The sequence below is a fragment of the Streptomyces sp. SID5910 genome (genome assembly GCF_009862125.1).
Classification (GTDB): domain Bacteria; phylum Actinomycetota; class Actinomycetes; order Streptomycetales; family Streptomycetaceae; genus Streptomyces.
Map to the genome: position 1 here is coordinate 1 of NZ_WWHX01000612.1, position 19,354 is coordinate 19,354.

Below are 19,354 nucleotides of genomic sequence, written 5' to 3' on the forward strand. Positions count from 1 at the left end.
TTTCGCATGGGCGTAGACCTTGCGGTCGGCCGCTTCTCGAGGCACGGCGCACATCCTTGTCGCAAGCCGGGAAAGGGGACATTCCGAGAGCATTCCGGGAGACCCTTCTTGCGAAGATAGCATTCGCGGCCTTCGCAGAATTCGCAGATTCGCAGCTCAGAGATGTACGGATTCCGCAGACTGGAGAGGTGGCACGGCCACCTCGGAGCGGGCACCGTCGATCACATCAGCACCGGCCAGGACCGTCCGCACCCCACGAGGAGTTCCGTGATCGAGCACCACGTCCGTGTCCACCCCAGCGCCGACCGGCTGCCGCGCGAGGAGCAGCTCGCCTGGAAGCTGGCCGCCGTGGCCACCGGCACCGAGGACCTGGACACCGACAGCGCGGCCATGGCGGTCAACCGGGTGATCGACAACGCCTCCGTGGCCGTCGCGTCCTTGCTGCGCCGCCCGGTCGCCGTCGCTCGTGCCCAGGCAACCGCTCACCGCGCCACCGCCCCCGGCGCCTCCGTCTTCGGCAGCCGCGCCAAGGTCTCCCCGGAGTGGGCCGCCTGGGCGAATGGCACCGCGGTCCGCGAGCTGGACTTCCACGACACCTACCTGGCCGCCGACTACTCCCACCCCGGCGACAACATCCCGCCCCTGCTCGCCGTGGCCCAGCACACCGGCCGCACCGGCGCCGACCTGCTGCGCGGAGTCATCGCCGCCTACGAGATCCACGTCGCCCTGGTCAAGGGCATCTGCCTGCACGAACACCGCATCGACCACGTGGCCCACCTCAGCGCCGCCACCGCGGGCGGCCTGGGAGCGATGCTGCGGCTGCCGACCGAGACGGTGCATCAGGCGATCCAGCAGGCCGTGCACACCACCACCGCCACCCGGCAGTCCCGCAAGGGCGAGATCTCCAGCTGGAAGGCGTACGCCCCCGCCTTCGCCGGCAAGGCCGCCATCGAGGCCGTCGACCGGGCGATGCGGGGCGAGACGTCCCCCTCGCCGATCTACGAGGGCGAGGACGGCTTCCTGGCGTGGATGCTGAACGGTCCGGAGTCGGACTACACCGTCGTCCTGCCCGAGCCCGGCGAGGCGCGTCGCGCCATCCTCGACACCTACACCAAGGAGCACTCCGCCGAGTACCAGGCGCAGGCGGTCATCGATCTCGCCCGGCGGCTGCGGGAGAAGGCCGGCCCGCTGGATCGCGTGCGTTCGATCGTCCTGCACACCAGCCACCACACCCACCATGTGATCGGCTCGGGTGCGAACGATCCGCAGAAGTACGACCCCTCGGCCAGCCGGGAGACGCTCGACCACTCGGTGCCGTACATCTTCGCCGTCGCGCTGGAGGACGGGACCTGGCACCACGAGCGCTCCTACGCCCCCGAGCGCGCGCGGCGCCCGGAGACCGTCGAACTGTGGCGGAAGATCACGACGGTCGAGGACCCGGAGTGGACCCGCCGCTACCACGACCCCGACCCGGACCGCCGCGCCTTCGGCGGACGCGTGGTGATCACCCTCGACGACGGCTCGGTGATCGAGGACGAACTCGCGGTAGCCGACGCCCACCCGGCCGGCGCCCGGCCCTTCGACCGCACCGGATACGTCGGCAAGTTCCGCACGCTCGCCGAGGGCGTCGTCACCGAGTCCGCGCAGAAGGCGTTCCTGGACACCGCCGCCCGCCTCGCGGAGCTGTCGGCGGCCGATCTGGACGGCCTCTTCCCGGCCGTCGACACCGACGCCGTCGCCGCGCACGACGCGAGCCTGCCGAAGGGACTGTTCTGATGGCGCTGCACACCCGGACCACACCCGCCGAGCGCCGCCGGACCTTCCGCGAGCAACTGGCCTCGGGCCGGCTGCTGCGCATGCCGGGCGCCGTCAATCCGCTGTCCGCCCGCCTGATCCAGGACACCGGCTTCGACGCCGTCTACCTGTCCGGCGCGGTACTGGCCGCCGACCTCGGTCTGCCCGACATCGGCCTGACCACCTCCACCGAGATCGCGGCCCGCGCCCAGCAGACCACCCGCGTCACCGACCTCCCCGTCCTCATCGACGCCGACACAGGCTTCGGCGAACCCATGAACGCGGCCCGCACCGTCCAGCTCCTGGAGGACGCAGGCCTGGCCGGGCTGCACCTGGAGGACCAGGTCAACCCCAAGCGCTGCGGCCACCTGGACGGCAAGACGATCACGCCCCAGGAGGAGATGGTCCGCCGGATCCGGGGCGCCGTCGGCGCCCGCCGGGACCCGGACTTCCTGCTGATGGCCCGCACCGACGCCCGCGCGGTCGAGGGCCTTGACGCCGCGATCGCCCGGGCCAGGGCGTACGTCGACGCCGGCGCGGACGCGATCTTCCCCGAAGCCCTCGCCGACATCTCCGAATACGAGGCGTTCCGCAAGGCCGTCGACGTGCCGCTGCTCGCCAACCTCACCGAGTTCGGCAGGACGCCCCTCCTCGACACGGCCACCCTGGAGAACCTCGGCTACAACATCGCCCTGTACCCCGTCACCCTCCTGCGCCTCGCGATGGGGGCGGTCGAGGACGGGCTGCGCACCATCGCCGCGGAGGGCACCCAGGAGTCCCTGCTGCCGCGCATGCAGACCCGCTCCCGTCTGTACGAACTCCTCGGCTACGAGGAGTACTCGGCCTTCGACTCGGCCGTCTTCGACTTCACCCTCCCGCCCGGCAACTGACCCGGCACCTGACCCACGAAGGCAGGCACCCCATGACCACCACCGCGCCCGGGATCCACCGCGGTCTCGCCGGTGTCGTCGTCGACACCACCGAGATCTCCACCGTCATCCAGGACACCAACTCCCTCACCTACCGCGGCTATCCCGTCCAGGACCTCGCGGCCCGCCGCTCCTTCGAGGAGGTCGCCCACCTGCTCTGGTACGGCGAACTCCCCGACGAGGGGCAGCTCCGCGACTTCCAGGCCCGCGAACGCGCCCTGCGCCCCCTCGACCGCACCACACTGGAACTGCTCACCCGGCTGCCCGAGACGTGCCACCCCATGGACGTCCTGCGCACCGCCGTCAGCTTCTTCGGCGCCGAGGACCCCACCGAGGACGACGGCAGCCTCGCCGCCAACCGCGCCAAGTCCCTCACTCTGCTGGCGAAACTGCCCACGGTCGTGGCCGCCGACCAGCGCCGCCGCCGTGGCCTCGTCCCGATCCCGCCCGACCCGTCCCTCGGGTACGCCGAGAACTTCTTCCACATGTGCTTCGGCAGCGTCCCCGACCCGGACGTGGTCCGCTGCTTCGAGATCTCCCTGACCCTGTACGCCGAACACAGCTTCAACGCCTCGACGTTCACCGCCCGCGTCGTCACCTCCACCCTCTCTGACCTCCACAGCGCGGTCACCGCCGCGATCGGCGCCCTCAAGGGACCGCTGCACGGCGGCGCCAACGAGGCCGTGATGCACATGCTGCTGGAGATCGGCGATCCGCAGCGGGCCGAGACGTGGCTGGACGAGGCCCTGGCGACCAAGCGCAAGATCATGGGGTTCGGCCACCGTGTCTACAAGCACGGCGACTCCCGCGTCCCGATCATGCAGGACGCCCTGGACCGTCTGGTGGCGCGGGCCGCCGACCCGGAGGTGACCCGGCTCGCCACCCTCCACGCCGCCCTGCGGCACGCCATGGTCAACCGCAAGGGCATCCACCCGAACCTGGACTACCCGGCCGGCCTCGCCTACCACCTCATGGGCTTCGACATCCCGGTCTTCACGCCGATCTTCGTGATGAGCCGGGTCACCGGCTGGACGGCGCACATCACCGAGCAGCTCGCCCACAACGCGCTGATCCGCCCGCTGGCCTCGTACGACGGCCCGGGCCAGCGGGCGGTGCCGGGCGCGGTGTGAGTACCCGTCAGACGGAGGCCGCACAGCTGTCGTCCGAGGCGGCCGGCACCTCCTCGGCGTCCGTCCCCGGACGCAGCACCTGAGCAGCGTCGAGAAGCGTCTCGACCACCTCGTCCAGGTCGAGACGCTTCTCGACGGAGTGCAGCCGCGGCAGCCCGGCGCGGGTGCTGACCCGCGGAGGTGCGAGCAGGCTGCAGCAGTCCTCGTCGGGCAGGACCGAGATCCCGGCGGTGCCGATGGACACGGCCTCGTCGATGATCTCCTGCTTGTCCCAGCCGATCAGAGGCCGCAGCACGGGCAGAGCCGCCGCCTCGTCCACCGCGGCCAGGTTGGCCAGCGTCTGACTGGCCACCTGGCCGAGGCTGTCGCCCGTCACCAGGGCCTCGGCACCGGTACGTGCGGCCAGCGCCGACGCGGTGCGCACCATCAGCCGACGCTGCGCCACCACCTGAAGCCGTCCCGCCCCGGCCACGGCGAGCTGTTTCTGTGCCTTGCCGAGGGCGATGACGTGCAGTCGGCCGGGTGGCTGGTAGCGGTTCAGCTCCCGGGCCAGGGCGTATGCCTTGTACACCGACGACGGATTGGTGTACGGGGCGCCGTTGAAGTGCACGAAGTCGCAGGCCAGTCCGCGTCTCATGGCGCGGTGTGCGGCCACTGGTGAGTCGTAGCCGCCGGACAGCAGGACCAGGGCCCGGCCGCTGGAGCCGACGGGCAGCCCGGTCAGGCCGGGGAGGCGTGCGCGGGACAGGTACGTCTCCTTGCGGTCGATCTCGACCGCCAGTACGACATCGGGCCGGGCCAGGTTCACGCGCAGGCCGGGAACCCGGGTCAGGACCCTGGCCCCGACGTGGGCGTCCACCTGGGACGAGGACAACGGGAACTGCTTGTCCCGCCGTCTGGTCCGCACGGCGAACGTGGCGCCGTGCGGGACGTCGGCCAGCGCGTCCACGGCCGCCGCCGTGATGGCCTCCAGCTCGCTGGGCACTCGCACGGCCGGCTCCACCGAGTTGAAGCCGATCACCCGGCGCGCCCGCTCCAGCAGAGCCTCCTGGGGCACCTGCCCGCCCAGTACGGTCACGTTCTGGGCGGTCTTGATCCACGTCGAACCGCCGATTCCGCGCAGTGCGAGCCGCAGGTTGTCGTGCAGCCGCTCGGTGAAGAGGTGGCGATTGCGGCCCTTGAGGAAGATCTCGCCGTGCTTGAGCAGCACGCACGAGCCGTGACGGTCGGGCGCGTCACGGGGAGCGGGCACACGGGGTGTGTCGGACACGGCAACCTCTCAGAAGTCCCAGTCGTTGTCGGCGGTGTCCTCGGCCTTGCCCATGACGTACGAGGAGCCGGACCCGGAGAAGAAGTCGTGGTTCTCGTCCGCGCCGGGCGAGAGCGCCGCGAGGATCTCCGGATTCACCTCGGTCTCCTCCGCGTTGAACCGGGACGGGTAACCGAGGTTCATCAGAGCCTTGTTGGCGTTGTACCGGACGAAGACCGCCACGTCGTCCATGAGTCCGAGCGGCTCGTACAGCTCGCCGGAGTACTGAAGCTCCAGCTGGTACAGCTTCTCCAGCAGGTCGTACGTGAACGTCCGCATCTCCTCCTGCCCGGCGGCGTCGAGCTTCTCCAGGCCGCGCTGGTACTTGTAGCCGGAGTAGTAGCCGTGCACGGCCTTGTCGCGCAGGATCAGCCGGATCATGTCGGCGGTGTTGGTGAGCAGGGCGTGGGCGGAGAAGTGCAGCGGGAGGTAGAAGCCCGCGTACAGCAGCAGCGAGGACAGGAGGGTGGAGGCGACCTTCCGCTTCAGCGGGTCGTCGCCGTAGTAGTACTCCAGGACCGTCTTGCAGCGCTGCTGGAGGACGTCGTTGTCCACGGCCCAGCGGTAGGAGTCGTCGATCTCCGGGGTGGTGGAGAGCGTCGAGAAGACCGAGGAGTAGCTGCGGGCGTGCACGGCCTGCATGAAGGCGATGTTGGTGTACACGGCCTCCTCGTGCTCGGTGCGGGCGTCCTGGATCTGGACGATCTCGCCGACCGTGGCCTGCACGGTGTCGAGCATGGTCAGGCCGGTGAACACCCGCATCGTGAGCGTGCGCTCCTCGGACGTGAGCCTCTGCTGCCAGTCCTTGACGTCGTTGGACAGCGGGACCTTCTCGGGCAGCCAGAAGTTCGCGGTGAGCCTGTTCCAGACCTCCAGGTCCTTCTCGTCGGTGACGCGGTTCCAGTTGACCGGCCGGAGCCGGGCGGCCGGGTCGTGGCCCGAGGTGGGCACGTTGGGCGGCGGTCCGTTCGGCGTACGGCTGGGAGCGGCGCGTGTCGGCGGCCGTCACGGCCGCAGCGCGGGCCCGTACCGCGGGGTCGCGGGTGATCGGCGAGCTCGCGCGGGAGGCGAGGCCGGCGCGGTTGGCGGCGAGTTCCCCGGTGATGGTGTCGGTGCCCTGCGCGAGGCCCTTGGCGAGCGTGACGACCTCGGCGGTCTTCTGCCGGGCGAAGGCCAGCCAGCGCAGGATCTGCGGGTCGACGTCCTTTTCCGCGGACGCGTCCAGGGGGACGTGCAGGAGGGAGCAGGAGGCGGCGACGTCGACGCGGTCGGCGAGGCCGAGGAGGGTTCCGAGGGTGGACAGCGACTTCTGCAGGTCGTTGATCCAGATGTTCCGGCCGTTGACGACACCGGCGACCAGGCGCTTGCCGGGCAGTCCGCCGACGGCGGCCAGCGCGTCCAGGTTGGTGGCCGCGGCGTCGGTGAAGTCGAGCGCGAGTCCCTCGACCGCGGCGTTGGCCAGCACCGGCAGGGCGTCGCCGAGCCGGTCGAAGTAAGAGGCGACGAGCAGCTTGGGCCGGTCGGTGAGGGTGCCGAGGTCGCGGTAGGCGCGCTCGGCGGCGTTCAGTTCGGCCGGGGTACGGTCCTGCACGAGGGCGGGCTCGTCGAGCTGCACCCACTCGGCGCCGGCCGCGCGCAGGTCGGCGAGCACTTCCGCGTACACGGGCAGCAGCCGGTCCAGGAGACTCAGCGGCTCGAAGTCGGCGGGCACCCCGGGGGCGGGCTTGGCCAGCAGGAGATACGTGACGGGGCCGACCAGCACCGGCCGGGCGGTCAGGCCCTGGGCGAGGGCCTCCTTCAGCTCACCGACCTGCTTGGCGGAGTCGGCCGTGAAGACGGTGCCGGGGCCCAGCTCGGGGACCAGGTAGTGGTAGTTGGTGTCGAACCACTTGGTCATCTCCAGCGGAGCGACGTCCTGGGTACCGCGCGCCATGGCGAAGTAGCCGTCCGTCGCGTCGGCCTCGACCGCGGCGCGGTGCCGCTCGGGGATCGCGCCGACCATGACGGTGGTGTCCAGGACGTGGTCGTAGTACGAGAAGTCACCGGTGGGCACCTCGTGGACGCCGGCGTCGGCGAGCTGCCGCCGGTTCTTCCGGCGGAGTTCGGCGGCGGTGGCGTGGAGGGCGTCGGCGGTGACGCGGCCCTTCCAGTAGCCCTCGATCGCCCTCTTCAGCTCCCGGTTCCGGCCCTGGCGGGGGTAGCCGTACACGGTGGCCCGTGCTGCCGCGGCTGCGGACTTGGCTGTCACGGAGATCTCCTTCGCGAGATGAATCCCTGAGATCCCGGAGACGGGACGAGAGCGCGAAGGGTGTGACGAACCGGACGGACCCGACCCCGCGCGGCACAAGCGCGGTCGTTCCGTCTGGTGTGTACGCCGACCCGCCCTCGAGGTCACCGGGATGTCCGCGCACGGATCGGTCCGCACGCGGGCAGTTGGCAGGTCTTCGGACTCGCGGGCACGTCCTTTGTCAAGGAGGACACCTACTGGCCGTCGCTTCCCGGGGCCGGTACGTCGGACCCAGTGCGTATGACGGCGGTCGTTCTCGCTCACCGCTGCGGGGCAGTCCCGGATTCCCACCGGGTTCCCTCTTGCGACTCCCCGCCTGGCGGGCGGGGCGAACCAGCTGCTGCCGTCAGCCTACGGGGTGGCGCCGCGAAAGGAAGAGCGGCGTCCACCATGCGGGAGGCGGCGCGAGGCGTTCGGAGGGTGCCGACGGCGAGGGGCGGTGAGCGCCGCACTCGCGCTCACCGCCCCTTCCCGTCGTGCCGCAGGGGCCCTCACCCCTGTGGCGCCGCGGGCCCCTCGGCCCGCGTCGTACCAGGCCCTCAGCCCTGGTCGTAGGTGTGGAACCCCCGGCCGGTCTTCCGGCCCAGGAGCCCCGCCTCCACCATCCGCTGGAGCAGCGGAGGCGGAGCGTAGAGGGGTTCGCGGAACTCGTCGTAGAGGGACTCCGCGATGGACGCCACGGTGTCCAGACCGATGAGGTCGGCCAGTTTCAGTGGACCCATCGGGTGGGCACAGCCCAGTTCCATGCCCGCGTCGATGTCCGCGGCGGTGGCGAACCCGGACTCCGCCATCCGCACGGCCGAGAGCAGGTAGGGGACGAGCAGTGCGTTGACGACGAAGCCGGCCCGGTCCTTCGAGCGGACGACCGTCTTACCGAGCGTGCGGGCCGCGAAGTCCTCCACCAGGGCGGTCGTCCCGGCCGACGTGTGCAGAGAGGTGACCACCTCGACCAGGGGCAGGACGGGAACGGGGTTGAAGAAGTGCAGGCCGACGACCCGGTCCGCCCGGGAGGTGGCCATGCCGAGCCGCATGACGGGCAGGGAGGAGGTGTTGGTGGCGAGGACGGCCGCGGGGTCTTCGACGATCTTGTCCAGGGCTGCGAAGACCTCGGTCTTGGCGTCCGGATTCTCGACGACTGCCTCGACGACGAGCTGCCGGTCGGCGAGATCGTCCAGGCTGCCGGTGAAGACGAGCCGGGCACGGGCGCCGTCGGCGGCCTCGCGGCTCAGCCTGGAGCGTCGTACGGCACGGTCCAGGGAGGCGGTGATCCGGTCCCGTGCCGCGTGGGCGGCGACCGCGTCCACCTCGCAGACCACGGTGTCCAGCCCCGCTCGCGCACAGACCTCGGCTATCCCCGCGCCCATCTGACCGCCGCCGACCACGCCGACGCGCGTGACGCCCGCGCTCACGCCTGCACCTCCGCCCGGCGCACGAGGTGGCGGGAGTAGGCGCCTGGCGTGAAGAACAGCGGCAACTCGCTCTGCAACGCCGTCTGCTCGAAGAGCGCGCGAACGTCGTCGACGGACATGTACGGGTACTCGGCACCGAGCGCCGCGACCTCCTCGTCGAGGACCTGTTCCACGGTCTCGCGGCCGACGACCCGGTGACGCAGCCACTGCCAGATCTGCACCCGGGCGATCTCAGCGGTGGCCGCGTCCTCCATCAGCCCGTCGACGGCGACCGCGCCCTGCCCACGCAGCCAGGCGGAGTAGTACCGCAGCGCGACGGAGACGTTGGTGCGCACGCCGTCAGTGGTGGGCGGGCCGCTGATCCGGCGCACGGACAGCAGGTCGGCCGGGGTCACCTCGACCTCGTCGCGGGTGCGGTCGAGCTGGTGGGGTCGCGCACCCAGGACACCGTCGAACACCTCGCGGCAGACGGGGACGAGTGCTGGGTGGGCGACCCAGGAGCCGTCGAAGCCGTCCTCGGCCTCGCGCTCCTTGTCCAGGCGCACCTTGGCGAGCGCCGCCTCGTTCGCGGAGGCGTCCTTGCCGGGGACCTGAGCGGCCATGCCGCCGATGGCGTGGGCGCCGCGCCGGTGGCAGGTGCGGACGAGGAGTTCGGTGTACGCCCGCATGAAGGGGGCGGTCATCGTCACCTTGGCGCGGTCGGGCAGGAGGAAGTCGGTGCGGTGTCCGAAGGTCTTGATGACGCTGAACAGGTAGTCCCAACGACCGGCGTTCAGCCCCGCACTGTGCTCGCGCAGTTCGTGGAGGATCTCCTCCATCTCGAACGCGGCGGTGATCGTCTCGATGAGGACGGTGGCGCGGACCGTGCCGCGCGGGATGCCGAGCAGTTCCTGGGCGAGGAGGAAGACGTCGTTCCACAGCCGGGCCTCGTACCTGTTCTCCAGCTTCGGCAGGTAGAAGTACGGGCCGTGTCCGGCGTCGATCTGCCGCTGGGCGCAGTGGAAGAAGTACAGCCCGAAGTCGACGAGCGCGGCGGGAACCGGGCGGCCGTCGTACTCCAGGTGTTCCTCGTCGAGGTGCCAGCCGCGCGGCCGTACCATGATGGTGCCGAGCCGGTCGCCGAGCCGGTACTCCCTGCCCTCGGACGTGGTGAAGTCGATCCGGCGTTCGACGGCGTCCAGGAGCGTGAGCTGCCCGCCGACGATGTTGTCCCACAGCGGCGCGGTGGCGTCCTCGAAGTCCGCCATCCAGACCTGGGCGCCGGAGTTGAGCGCGTTGACGGCCATACGGCGCTCCGGAGGCCCGGTGATCTCCACCCGCCGGTCGGTCAGACCGGGCGCGGGCGACGCGACCTGCCAGCCGTCGTCCGCCCTGACCGCGGCGGTGACCATCGGGAAGTCGAGGGGCGAGCCCGACGCCAGTCGCAGCGCCTGCCGGCGGCGTTCCTTCATCAGGTCCCGCCGACGCGGCGCGAACGCCCCGACGAGCCTGCCGACGAAGTCCAGGGCGGCGGGGGTGAGGATCTCGTCGTGCCGGTGGCCGGGCGCGGCGAGGACACGGAGCTGCTGGGTGGGGGCGGTGACGGTCATCGAGCTCTCCTGAGAGGTGGGGCGGAGGGGGACGGGGACGGTGCGTCCCCCTCCGCCGACGGGGCCGGCCGGACGCGTGGTGTCCGGCTCGGTGGCCTAGTGGAACTGCTCTTCCTCCGTGGACCCGGCCAGCGCGGTCGTGGAGGAGGCCGGGTTGACGGCCGTGGAGACGAGATCGAAGTAGCCGGTGCCGACCTCGCGCTGGTGCTTGACGGCGGTGAAGCCCTGGGCCTGCGCGGCGAACTCCTTCTCCTGGAGATCCACGTAGGCGGTCATGCCGTGCTCGGCGTAGCCACGCGCCAGGTCGAACATGCCGTGGTTGAGGGAGTGGAAGCCGGCCAGGGTGATGAACTGGAACTTGTAGCCCATGGCTCCGAGTTCACGCTGGAACTTGGCGATCTGGTCGTCGTCCAGGGCCGCCTTCCAGTTGAAGGACGGCGAGCAGTTGTACGCGAGCATCTGGTCCGGGTACCGCGCGTGGACCGCCTCGGCGAACTCGCGTGCCTGAGCCAGGTCCGGGGTGCCCGTCTCCACCCAGATCAGGTCGGCGTACGGGGCGTAGGCGAGCCCGCGGGCGATGACCGGGGCCATCCCGTTCCGCACTCGGTAGAAGCCCTCCGCCGTGCGCTCGCCGGTGACGAACTCGGCGTCGCGCTCGTCGACGTCGCTGGTGAGGAGATTGGCGGCGAGGGCGTCGGTGCGGGCGACGACGACGGTCGGTGTGTCGGCGATGTCGGCGGCCAGGCGGGCCGCGTTGAGGGTGCGGATGTGCTGCGAGGTCGGCACCAGCACCTTGCCGCCGAGGTGGCCGCACTTCTTCTCGGAGGCCAGCTGGTCCTCGTAGTGGATGCCGGCCGCGCCCGCCGCGATCATCGCCTTGGTCAGCTCGAAGGCGTTCAGCGGACCGCCGAACCCGGCCTCCGCGTCGGCCACGATCGGCGCGAGCCAGTCCGTGGTGTCGCCGGCGTTCTCAGCGGTGGCGATCTGGTCGGCGCGCAGCAGCGCGTTGTTGATGCGGCGCACCACCTGCGGCACCGAGTTGGCGGGGTAGAGGCTCTGGTCGGGGTAGGTGTGTCCGGCCTGGTTGGCGTCGGCGGCGACCTGCCAGCCGGACAGGTAGATCGCCTGGAGCCCGGCCTTCACCTGCTGCACGGCCTGGCCGCCGGTCAGCGCGCCGAGCGCGTGGACGTAGTCGAGCTCGTGCAGCTGGCGCCACAGCCGCTCGGCACCGCGTCGGGCCAGGGTGGCCTCTTCACGGACGCTGCCGGACAGCCGGACCACGTCCTCCGCGCTGTAGGTGCGCTCGATGCCCTGCCAGCGCGGGTCGGTGGCCCAACGCCGTGCCAGTTCCTCGGCCGCCTGCGTGCTCGTCCTCGCGTCCGCCATGACTGTCTCCGTCTCCTCGGTCTGTACTGGCTGCCAATCCCGCCCCGTCCGGATGAACAGAGGTGGCACTGCGTGTCGTCTACTGGGATGCGGCCCGTCGGCACCTGAGAGGTGGAGCTGAGCAATGTCACCGGTGCAGGTCGCCGCCGCTACCCGGGGTCTCCGACGTCAGGGCAGTAATCGTGCCCCGGTTCCGGGCTGTACCTGCCCGGTCCGGCGGGCCGCACTACGACTCTGGCACTGGCACTGAGTGCCATCAAGTCGGGACGCCTGCCAATCTTTGCGAATCTTCTCGCCGGTTTTTGCCAACCTTGCGAAGGCTCGGAGAGCGGACGTCTCCCTTACGCTGACCGCAACGGAGTCCCAGCTGCCAAGGGAGCGGTTCGGTGAGCAAGACGTATGCGGGAGCGCGGCTGCGACGACTGCGCGAGGAACGCCGGATGAGCCAGGCGGACCTCGCCCGCGTACTCGCCATCTCCCCGAGCTACCTCAACCAGATGGAGCACGACTCTCGCCCCCTCACCGTGCCCGTCCTGCTGCGGTTGACCGAGGCGTTCGGCGTGGACCCGGGCTTCTTCTCCGAGCGGGACACCACGCGCCTGCTGGCCGACCTCCGTGAGGCGCTCGCCGGCGAGATCGCCGAGTCCAAGGTGTCTGCGGCCGACCTCGGTGACCTGGCCGCCCGGCTGCCTGGCGTCGCCAGGGTTGTGCTCGACCTCGGCCGCCGCAACCAGGAGCTGTCCGAACGCCTGGCCGGTGCGGCGGACGGCCGGAACCGGGACAGGGGCACCACGTCCACGCCCCACGAGGAGATCCGTGATTTCTTCTACCGCCGCCAGAACTACCTCCACGACACCGACCTGGCGGCCGAACGCCTCGCCGCGGAGATCGGAGTAAGGCCGGGGGAGGTGATCGGGGCCCTCACCACGAGACTCGCCGAGCAGCACGGCGTTCACCTGGCCGCCGCGCCCGGCGCACGGCTGCACCGCTACGACGACGCAAGCCGCACCCTTCACCTGTCCTCGCGGCTACGGCCCGGTCAGCGGGCCTTCCGCATGGCGACCCAACTGGCGATGCTCGAACACGGCGAGGGCCTCGACCGGCTGGCCACCGAGGACTTCCCGCCCGGATCGCCCACCCACGCGCTCGCCCGCATCGGCATCGCCAACTACTTCGCAGCCGCGCTCATCCTGCCCTACGCCGCCTTTCACACGGCGGCCGAGGAAGCCCGCTACGACATCGAACGTCTCACCGACCACTTCGGTCTCGGCTACGAGACCATCTGCCATCGGCTCAGCACCCTCCAGCGCCCCAGGCTCCGCGGGGTGCCGTTCTCCTTCGTCCGCGTCGACCGAGCGGGAAACCTTTCCAAACGCCAGTCGGCGACCGGCTTCCACTTCTCCCGAGCCGGCGGCACCTGCCCTCTCTGGAACGTCTACGAGGCGTTCGCCGCCCCGGGACGCATCCACCTCCAGATCGCCGAAATGCCCGACGGGCAGAGGTACTTGTGGACCGCGCGAGCCGTCACCCGCCACCGCGGAGGCTGGGGCGAGCCCGGCAGGACCTACGCCGTCGGTCTCGGCTGCGAGATCCGCCACGCCCACCGCCTCGTCTACTCCGACGGCCTCGACCTCACCAGCGCCTCCGCGGCCACCCCCATCGGCATGGGCTGTCGCGTCTGCGAACGCCTCGACTGCGCCCAGCGAGCCGCACCACCACTCGGCCGGCAGCTGCTCATCGACCAGAACAGCAGCACCTTCGTGCCCTACCCGGTCGAGGACATCCAGGCCGTCGACTGAGTCCCAGAGGGTCACGTCCGCTGGAGTGGTGTATCGACGGCCACTCGCCGCACTGCTCATCGCCACGGACACCGGACACCGCTGTGCCGACACCGTGTCCGCCGGACATGGAGAGGCGTCCCGGACCGTGGACCTGGCCCCACGGCAGCTCCACGGCACGGGCGAACCGGCGCTCCCGTGGTCACGTAGGGACCGGCTTCCGAGGTGCGGCCGCCGTGCCACCATGAGAACTCCGCGCGTGCGCGTGACTGCCTCGTCGCGAGAACCGAAGCGGCGGTGGGATGGACGAGACACGTGTGGCCGGCTTGGCCGGAGTCAGGACCCAGTCCGTTCTCGTCGTGTTGTTCGACGGTGTTCAGCCGCTCGACGTGGCGGGACCCGTGGACGTGTTCTCGGCGGCGGCCCGCTACGCGGGAAGCGAGAACTCGCCCCCTACACGATCCGCACGGCTTCCCTCGGGGGCGTCGACGTACGGTCGGCGGGGGGCCTGCGGCTGTTGCCGGACCTGGATCTGGCGGACGTCCAGGAGGCCGATCTCTTTCTCGCCGCCGCCGGGCTCCTCACCGGCCGCCGGGCGACGAGCCACTGGGGTGCCCTGGAGCAGCTCACCGAGTTCGGCGTGACGCCGGTGAACGAGCGTGTCGTCATCGACGGTCACCGCGCGACCGGGGCGGGCGTCCCGGCGGGGATCGACTGGCCCTGACCCTGGCCGGCCCGATAGCGGGAGACGGCGTGGCCCGGGCCGTGCAACTCCTCATCGAGTACGCGCCCCGGCCGCCTCACGAGTCGGGGACCAAGGACACCGCGTCACCGGAGGTCGTCGAGAAGCTGTGCACTCTGTTCGCGCACGACTGACCGCGAAATGCCGCCGCTCTTGACACAGCGCGTGCGGGACAGCGGATCAGCGCAACGCACACAACGGATCAGCGCAGCGCGGCCACCAGTGAGTCGCTCGCCGAGCACCAGATCTGCCGTGCCTCACTGAAGCCCTGCGCGCGCAGGGTGTCGAGGTGCCACTGGACGCTGGTCGGGCGGTCGGGCCTCGCGCCGGCCGGCCGCGGTTCGCGCGGGTCGCCGAGCAGGGCGAAGCGGCGGGCGGCGGGCTCGGCGAGGGCGGGGTCGTCGGCGACCCGGCCCCACCAGTCGGCCCAGTCGAGGGCGCCCTCGGCCCGCTGCCGCTCCTGACGCATGGTGAGCAGGGCGTTCATGGCCGAGTTGAGACGGGGCGCGGACTCGTCGTACATGTGGTCGGCGTTGAGGAACACGCCGCCCTCGCGCAGCAGCCCGGCCAGGGTGCCGTAGAGGCGGCGCAGCGGCTCGGTGTCCAGCCAGTGCAGGGCGGTGGCGGTGACGACGGCGTCGAAGGTGGTGTGGGGCAGGCGCGCGGTCCAGCCGGGGTCGGTGAGGTCGGCTTCGGCGAAGGTGACGCGGTCGTCGCCGGCGAAGTGGCCGCGGGCGATGGTCAGCAGGGCCGGGTCGATGTCGACGCAGACGGCGCGGGCGCCGGGCAGCGCGCGCAGGACGCGGGCGGTGATGCTGCCGGTGCCGCAGGCCAGGTCGAGGACGAGCGGGGTACGGCCCGCCACGGCCTCGACGGCGTCGGTCATGACTCGGAAGCGTTCCTCCCGGTCCGGCATGTACCACTCCTGCTGGCGGTCCCAGCTCGTCTGCCACTGCTGCCAGTCGGTGGAGGTGGAGGCGGGCGTACTGGTCATGGGTGGGGGTGTTCCCTTCACTGGTGGGTGGCGGTGGCGAGGTTTCGGGACCGCAGCAGCAGGCGGGTGGTGTCGGCGGCGGGGGAGGCCAGGACCGTGGCGCGGTCGCCGCTCTCCACCACCCTGCCGGTGTCCAGGACGACCAGGTCGTCGGCGATCCGCTCGACGAGGCCGAGGTCGTGGCCGATCCACAGCACGGCCGTGCCGCTCTCCTCGCGCAGTCGCGTGATCTCGGCGGTGACCAGGCCGGTGCTGACGGCGTCGAGGGCGGTGGTGATCTCGTCGCAGATCAGTACGTCGGGTTCGGCGAGCAACGCCCGTGCCAGGGCCGCCCGTTGCAGTTCGCCGCCGGAGAGGGCGGCGGCGTGCCGCGTGGTGTGCTCCGAGGTGAGGCCGAGGCGCTCCCACAGCTGCCGGGCCTGGCTCTCGGCCTCGGCCGGGGTGCGGCCGCGCAGGCGTACGGCGGTGCGGGCGACCTGGTCGAGGACGGTGCGGCGGTCGTCGAAGGAGTTGCGCACCTCCTGCCATACGTACTGCACGCCGCGGATCTGGCGGGTGGTGCGGTGGCGGAGGGCGGGCAGTGGCTCGCCCTGGTGGGTGAGGTGTCCCCGGTGGCGCTCGTGCAGTCCGGCGAGGCAGCGGGCGAGGACGGTCTTGCCGCTGCCGGACGGTCCGACGACCGCCGTGCAGCCGCCCTCGCGCACCCGCACGGTCACGTCGTGCAGGACCTCGCCCCGGTGGCCCGGGTGCAGCCACGCGGTCAGGTTCCGGACCTCCAGCGCGGCCCCGGCCGGTTCCGTGGGGGTGGCTCGTGCCGGGGGAGGAGACGGTGGGGCGGCCGGGGCCGGGAGGATGTCCGGTGTGGGGCCGGTCGCGGTGACCCGGCCGTGCTCCAGCAGGACCGTGCGGGCGGCCACCGCGCGCACCAGGTCGTGGTCGTGGCTGAGCAGGAGCAGGGCGTATCCGTCGGCGGCCAGCCGGGTCAGCTGCTCGGCCAGCCGCAGTCGGGCCACCGTGTCCAGACCGGTGCTGGGCTCGTCGAGGACCAGGACGCGTGGGCCGCAGGCCAGGACCTGGGCGAGGGCGACGCGTTGCCGCTGGCCGCCGGAGAACTGGTGCGGGAAGCGGCGCAGCACCGACTTGTCGGCGGGCAGGCCGGCGGTCCGCAGGGCACCGGCCGCAACAGCTCGGTCGTCACCGCCGGGCCGGTGCAGCCTGGCGAGTTCGGTGAGAACGGAGCCGACGCGGCGGGCGGGGTTGAGAGCGTGGGACGGGTGCTGCGGCATGTACGACACGACCCCGCCCCGGACGGTGCGCGCGGCCCCGGTCGGACCCTTGTCGCCGACCACCTCCACGCCCGTGACCCGCACCGTTCCGCTCAGCCGTACGCCGGGCGCGGCCTCGCCCAGCAGGGCCAGCGCGGCGGTGGTCTTGCCGCTGCCGGACGGACCCACCAGGGCGGTCACCTCGCCGGACACAACGGTGAAGTCGACCCCGTCCAGGAGCCGGGCCGTTCCCGCGTGGGCGGTGAGCCCGCGGACCTCGATCACCGGCTCCACGCCAGCACCCTCTTCCGGTTCCTCGCCGCGCCCGGCAGCAGCCCGTCCGCCAGCAGGTTGACGCCGACCACGAACATCACCAGCATCAGCGTCGGTGCCAGCACCGCCCACGGCTGCACGAACAGTGCCTCCCGGCTCGCGGCGATCACCACACCCCAGTCCGGCGAGGTCGGGTCGAGACCGAGACCGAGGAAGTTGGCGGCGGCCACCGTGAACACCGCCCCACCGACCCGGGTACCGGCGTCGGCGGCGGCCACCGGAAGCACTGCCCGCCCGACGTGCCCGAACAGGACACGCGCAGGGGACTCGCCCTGCAACCGCATCGCCTCGGCGACGGGCCCACTGGCCGCGTCCAGCGCCGCCGCCCGCAACAGCCGCGCCACGGCGGGCACGTTTAGCACCGCCACGGCCAGGGTCACCGCGACCGGATGGCCGCGCCAGCCGACCCCGACCACGCTGATCACCAGCAGCGAGGGCAGCGGCAGCAGCAGTTCCACCGGCCGCATCAGCAGATCGTCCAGCCACCGGCTACGGGCCGAAGCCGCCGCCAGGCCGAGCACGGCGCCCGCGGCGACGGCCAGCGCCACCGCGGCACACGCCACGCCCAGCGCGCTCGCCCCGCCCCGTAGTACGAGTGTCAGCACGTCCCGGCCCAACGCGTCCGTGCCGAGGGGGTGCCCGTCGCCGAGGGTGTAGGGCATGCCGTCGGACGGAACCACGGAGTCCGTCACGAACGGGCCGACGACGGCCGCTGCGACCGGGACCACCAGCAGCAGTGCCCCGCCCGCAGCCCGTCGGGCACGTCCACCGGTACTCATCGCAGCACCTCCGTACGGGGAGCCAGGCGGTGGCTGACGAGGTCCGCCGCCAGGTTGAGCAGACACGCCACGGCGGCCAGGGCCAGGGTGAGGGCCTGCACGGTGGGCACGTCGCGGTTCTGCACCGCCTCCACCAGAGCCGTCGCGGTGCCCGGGACGGCGAACACGGCCTCGACGACGAGTACGCCGCCGAGCAACTGGTCCCCGGTCCGGGCGAGTTCCTGAACGCCGGGTACGGCAGCGTTGGGCAGGACGTGCCGCAGGACCAGCCGGGTCGGCGGCACCCCGAGGCGGCGGGCCTGCACCGTGTAACCCGCGTCCAGCGCGGTGACCGTCCCGGCCCGGATCTGCCGGGACAGTACGCACACAGTGCGGGCCAGCAGGACCGCCACCGGCAGTACGAACAGCTCCGGACGCTGCCACCACCCGTCGTCGGCGCCCACCCAGGTCGACGGCAGCCAGCCCAGCCGCAGCGCGAACACCCCCACGAGCAGCAGGGCGAGGACGAAGTCCGGTACGGAGGTGAGGGTCAGGGTCACGGCGGACACGACCCGGTCGGTGCGGCTGCCCGCCCGCAGTCCGGTCAGCAGACCGACTCCGACGGCCAGCGGCACCAGGAGCACGATCGTCACGCCGGCCAGCGTGGCCGTCACCGGCACCGAGGACGCCAGTACCTCGCTCACCGGGCCCCCGCCGACCAGCGAGGTCCCCAAGTCACCGGTGACCAGTCCGTGCGCCCAGTCGGCGAACCGCTCGACGACCGGCCGGTCGAGCCCCATCTGCTCCCGGAGCTGCGCGACCTGCTCGAGGCCCGCCTGCTCGTTGAAGTCGACGGTCGCCGCGTCACCGGGCAGCAGATCGGTCAGCAGGAAGACGATGACACTGAGCGCGGCGAGCTGGACGAGCGTCCACCCCGACCGTCGCAGGGCATAGCGCAGCATCCCGCGTCAGGCCAGCCACACCGTGTCGAACCTGGCCCAGTCCACCGTGTTGGGCGGAGCCTCCTTCACCCCTTGGACGCTGCTGGAGACGGCGTTCAGCCACTCGGGATGCCCCCACAGCACCAGACCGCCCTGATCGCGCAGGGTCGTCTGCACCGACCGGTACCGGTCGGTGCGCTCGTCGTCGGCCACGACGGCCCGCGCGGCGGTGAAGGCGTCGTCGAAGTCGTCGCGCTTCCAGGCGCTCTGGTTCTGCGGGGCGTCGGCGAGCAGCCGTTCGCTGATGTAGGTGGGAATCGTCATGGCGCCGCAGCGGTGATTGGTGACGGTGCCCTTGGCCAGCGCGTCCGTGAAGTACGACTCCGGCGGCCCGCTGACGACCTCCACCTTCAGCCCGGCCTCCCCGGCCTGCTCCGTGAACAGGTGCGCGGCCTGCGCGAAACCGTCGGCGGCGGTAGAGGTGTAGAAGGTGACCTTCTTGTTGTACAGACCGGTGCGCTTGAGCAGCCGCCGCGCCTCGGCCACGTCCCGTTCGCGCTGTTCCAGGCCGTCCGGGTAGTAGGTGTAGCCCTTGCCGTACAGGTCGTTGCCGATCTCGGCGAGGCCCGAGCAGACCACCTCCACCAGCCGCTTCCGGTCCACGAGCAGCTTGACCGCCATCGCCGCGTCCGGGTCGTCGAACGGCGCCC

16 protein-coding genes, 1 pseudogene and 1 riboswitch are annotated in these 19,354 nt (G+C 71.6%); of the genes and pseudogenes, 6 read left to right on the forward strand and 11 right to left on the reverse strand.

The window, feature by feature from the left end; all coding sequences use genetic code 11:
- Positions 1-267: 267 nt before the first annotated feature.
- The 3 genes from GTW67_RS21265 to GTW67_RS21275 are packed head-to-tail and all read left to right on the forward strand — an operon-like array spanning position 268 to position 3,853.
- On the forward strand, positions 268-1,776 hold the full coding sequence (locus tag GTW67_RS21265; RefSeq protein WP_161166395.1) for an MmgE/PrpD family protein: 1,509 nt from the start codon (positions 268-270) through the stop codon (positions 1,774-1,776).
- The gene (gene prpB, locus GTW67_RS21270; RefSeq protein WP_161166396.1) at positions 1,776-2,684 is read left to right on the forward strand and encodes a methylisocitrate lyase; all 909 of its coding nucleotides are present in this window, start codon (positions 1,776-1,778) and stop codon (positions 2,682-2,684) included. Before GTW67_RS21265 ends, prpB begins: the two co-directional genes overlap by 1 nt.
- 32 nt (positions 2,685-2,716) lie before the next feature.
- Complete coding sequence (locus GTW67_RS21275) at positions 2,717-3,853, forward strand: bifunctional 2-methylcitrate synthase/citrate synthase (protein ID WP_161166397.1); 1,137 nt, start codon at positions 2,717-2,719, stop codon at positions 3,851-3,853.
- Between the two features lie 7 nt (positions 3,854-3,860).
- Here GTW67_RS21275 and thiI read toward each other — a convergent pair whose 3' ends face one another.
- The 6 genes and pseudogenes from thiI to aceA all read right to left on the reverse strand — a co-directional run bounded on the left by thiI (position 3,861) and on the right by aceA (position 11,833).
- The gene (gene thiI / locus GTW67_RS21280; protein ID WP_346010708.1) at positions 3,861-5,105 is read right to left on the reverse strand and encodes a tRNA uracil 4-sulfurtransferase ThiI; all 1,245 of its coding nucleotides are present in this window, start codon (positions 5,103-5,105) and stop codon (positions 3,861-3,863) included.
- A gap of 27 nt (positions 5,106-5,132) precedes the next feature.
- Positions 5,133-6,113, reverse strand: coding sequence for a class 1b ribonucleoside-diphosphate reductase subunit beta (gene nrdF / locus GTW67_RS21285; RefSeq protein WP_161166399.1), 981 nt, complete (start codon positions 6,111-6,113; stop codon positions 5,133-5,135).
- Positions 6,091-7,410: pseudogene (locus GTW67_RS21290) on the reverse strand (5-methyltetrahydropteroyltriglutamate--homocysteine S-methyltransferase); the annotation flags it as partial. The gene nrdF and the pseudogene GTW67_RS21290, both read right to left, overlap by 23 nt.
- A 170-nt stretch (positions 7,411-7,580) precedes the next feature.
- A riboswitch (cobalamin riboswitch) is annotated at positions 7,581-7,802 on the reverse strand.
- A 186-nt stretch (positions 7,803-7,988) separates the two neighbouring features.
- Complete coding sequence (locus GTW67_RS21295; protein WP_161166400.1) at positions 7,989-8,858, reverse strand: 3-hydroxybutyryl-CoA dehydrogenase; 870 nt, start codon at positions 8,856-8,858, stop codon at positions 7,989-7,991.
- Positions 8,855-10,447, reverse strand: a complete 1,593-nt coding sequence (aceB, locus tag GTW67_RS21300; protein ID WP_161166401.1) for a malate synthase A — start codon at positions 10,445-10,447, stop codon at positions 8,855-8,857. The genes GTW67_RS21295 and aceB overlap by 4 nt, the downstream gene beginning before the upstream one ends.
- Positions 10,448-10,543: 96 nt before the next feature.
- A complete protein-coding gene (gene aceA / locus GTW67_RS21305) occupies positions 10,544-11,833 on the reverse strand; it encodes an isocitrate lyase (RefSeq protein ID WP_161166402.1) in 1,290 nt (429 codons plus the stop codon).
- 386 nt (positions 11,834-12,219) lie between these two features.
- Between aceA and GTW67_RS21310 the strand changes: the two genes are divergently transcribed.
- The 3 genes from GTW67_RS21310 (at position 12,220) to GTW67_RS38600 (ending at position 14,487) form a co-directional block, all read left to right on the forward strand.
- A complete protein-coding gene (locus GTW67_RS21310; protein WP_161166403.1) occupies positions 12,220-13,632 on the forward strand; it encodes a short-chain fatty acyl-CoA regulator family protein in 1,413 nt (470 codons plus the stop codon).
- Positions 13,633-14,128: 496 nt separating this feature from the next.
- Positions 14,129-14,335 (forward strand): DJ-1/PfpI family protein, encoded by a 207-nt coding sequence (locus GTW67_RS38595; protein WP_524539804.1) that lies wholly within the window; start codon positions 14,129-14,131, stop codon positions 14,333-14,335.
- Positions 14,336-14,364: 29 nt separating this feature from the next.
- Positions 14,365-14,487: a hypothetical protein gene (locus GTW67_RS38600; protein ID WP_524539805.1), complete on the forward strand. Its 123-nt coding sequence runs from the start codon at positions 14,365-14,367 to the stop codon at positions 14,485-14,487.
- A 68-nt stretch (positions 14,488-14,555) separates the two neighbouring features.
- Here GTW67_RS38600 and GTW67_RS21320 read toward each other — a convergent pair whose 3' ends face one another.
- The 5 genes from GTW67_RS21320 to GTW67_RS21340 form a co-directional block, all read right to left on the reverse strand.
- A complete protein-coding gene (locus GTW67_RS21320; protein WP_161166404.1) occupies positions 14,556-15,347 on the reverse strand; it encodes a class I SAM-dependent methyltransferase in 792 nt (263 codons plus the stop codon).
- Positions 15,348-15,364: 17 nt separating this feature from the next.
- The gene (locus tag GTW67_RS21325) at positions 15,365-16,906 is read right to left on the reverse strand and encodes an ATP-binding cassette domain-containing protein (protein WP_161166405.1); all 1,542 of its coding nucleotides are present in this window, start codon (positions 16,904-16,906) and stop codon (positions 15,365-15,367) included.
- The gene (locus tag GTW67_RS21330; protein ID WP_161166406.1) at positions 16,894-17,724 is read right to left on the reverse strand and encodes an ABC transporter permease subunit; all 831 of its coding nucleotides are present in this window, start codon (positions 17,722-17,724) and stop codon (positions 16,894-16,896) included. Before GTW67_RS21330 ends, GTW67_RS21325 begins: the two co-directional genes overlap by 13 nt.
- Entirely contained in the window at positions 17,721-18,665 is a 945-nt protein-coding gene (locus GTW67_RS21335; RefSeq protein WP_161166407.1) for an ABC transporter permease, read from the reverse strand. The genes GTW67_RS21330 and GTW67_RS21335 overlap by 4 nt, the downstream gene beginning before the upstream one ends.
- Before the next feature lie 6 nt (positions 18,666-18,671).
- Positions 18,672-19,354, reverse strand: a 683-nt coding sequence (locus GTW67_RS21340) for an ABC transporter substrate-binding protein (RefSeq protein WP_237518964.1), incomplete at its 5' end; no start/stop codon positions are given.

Excerpts from the sequence above, each read along its gene's own strand:
- prpB (WP_161166396.1), top strand. The coding sequence starts at position 1,776 with ATGGCGCTGCACACCCGGACCACACCCGCCGAGCGCCGCCGGACCTTC.
- GTW67_RS21275 (WP_161166397.1), top strand. The coding sequence starts at position 2,717 with ATGACCACCACCGCGCCCGGGATCCACCGCGGTCTCGCCGGTGTCGTC.
- aceB (WP_161166401.1), bottom strand. The coding sequence starts at position 10,447 with ATGACCGTCACCGCCCCCACCCAGCAGCTCCGTGTCCTCGCCGCGCCC.
- aceA (WP_161166402.1), bottom strand. The coding sequence starts at position 11,833 with ATGGCGGACGCGAGGACGAGCACGCAGGCGGCCGAGGAACTGGCACGG.
- GTW67_RS21320 (WP_161166404.1), bottom strand. The coding sequence starts at position 15,347 with ATGACCAGTACGCCCGCCTCCACCTCCACCGACTGGCAGCAGTGGCAG.
- GTW67_RS21330 (WP_161166406.1), bottom strand. The coding sequence starts at position 17,724 with ATGAGTACCGGTGGACGTGCCCGACGGGCTGCGGGCGGGGCACTGCTG.
- GTW67_RS21335 (WP_161166407.1), bottom strand. The coding sequence starts at position 18,665 with ATGCTGCGCTATGCCCTGCGACGGTCGGGGTGGACGCTCGTCCAGCTC.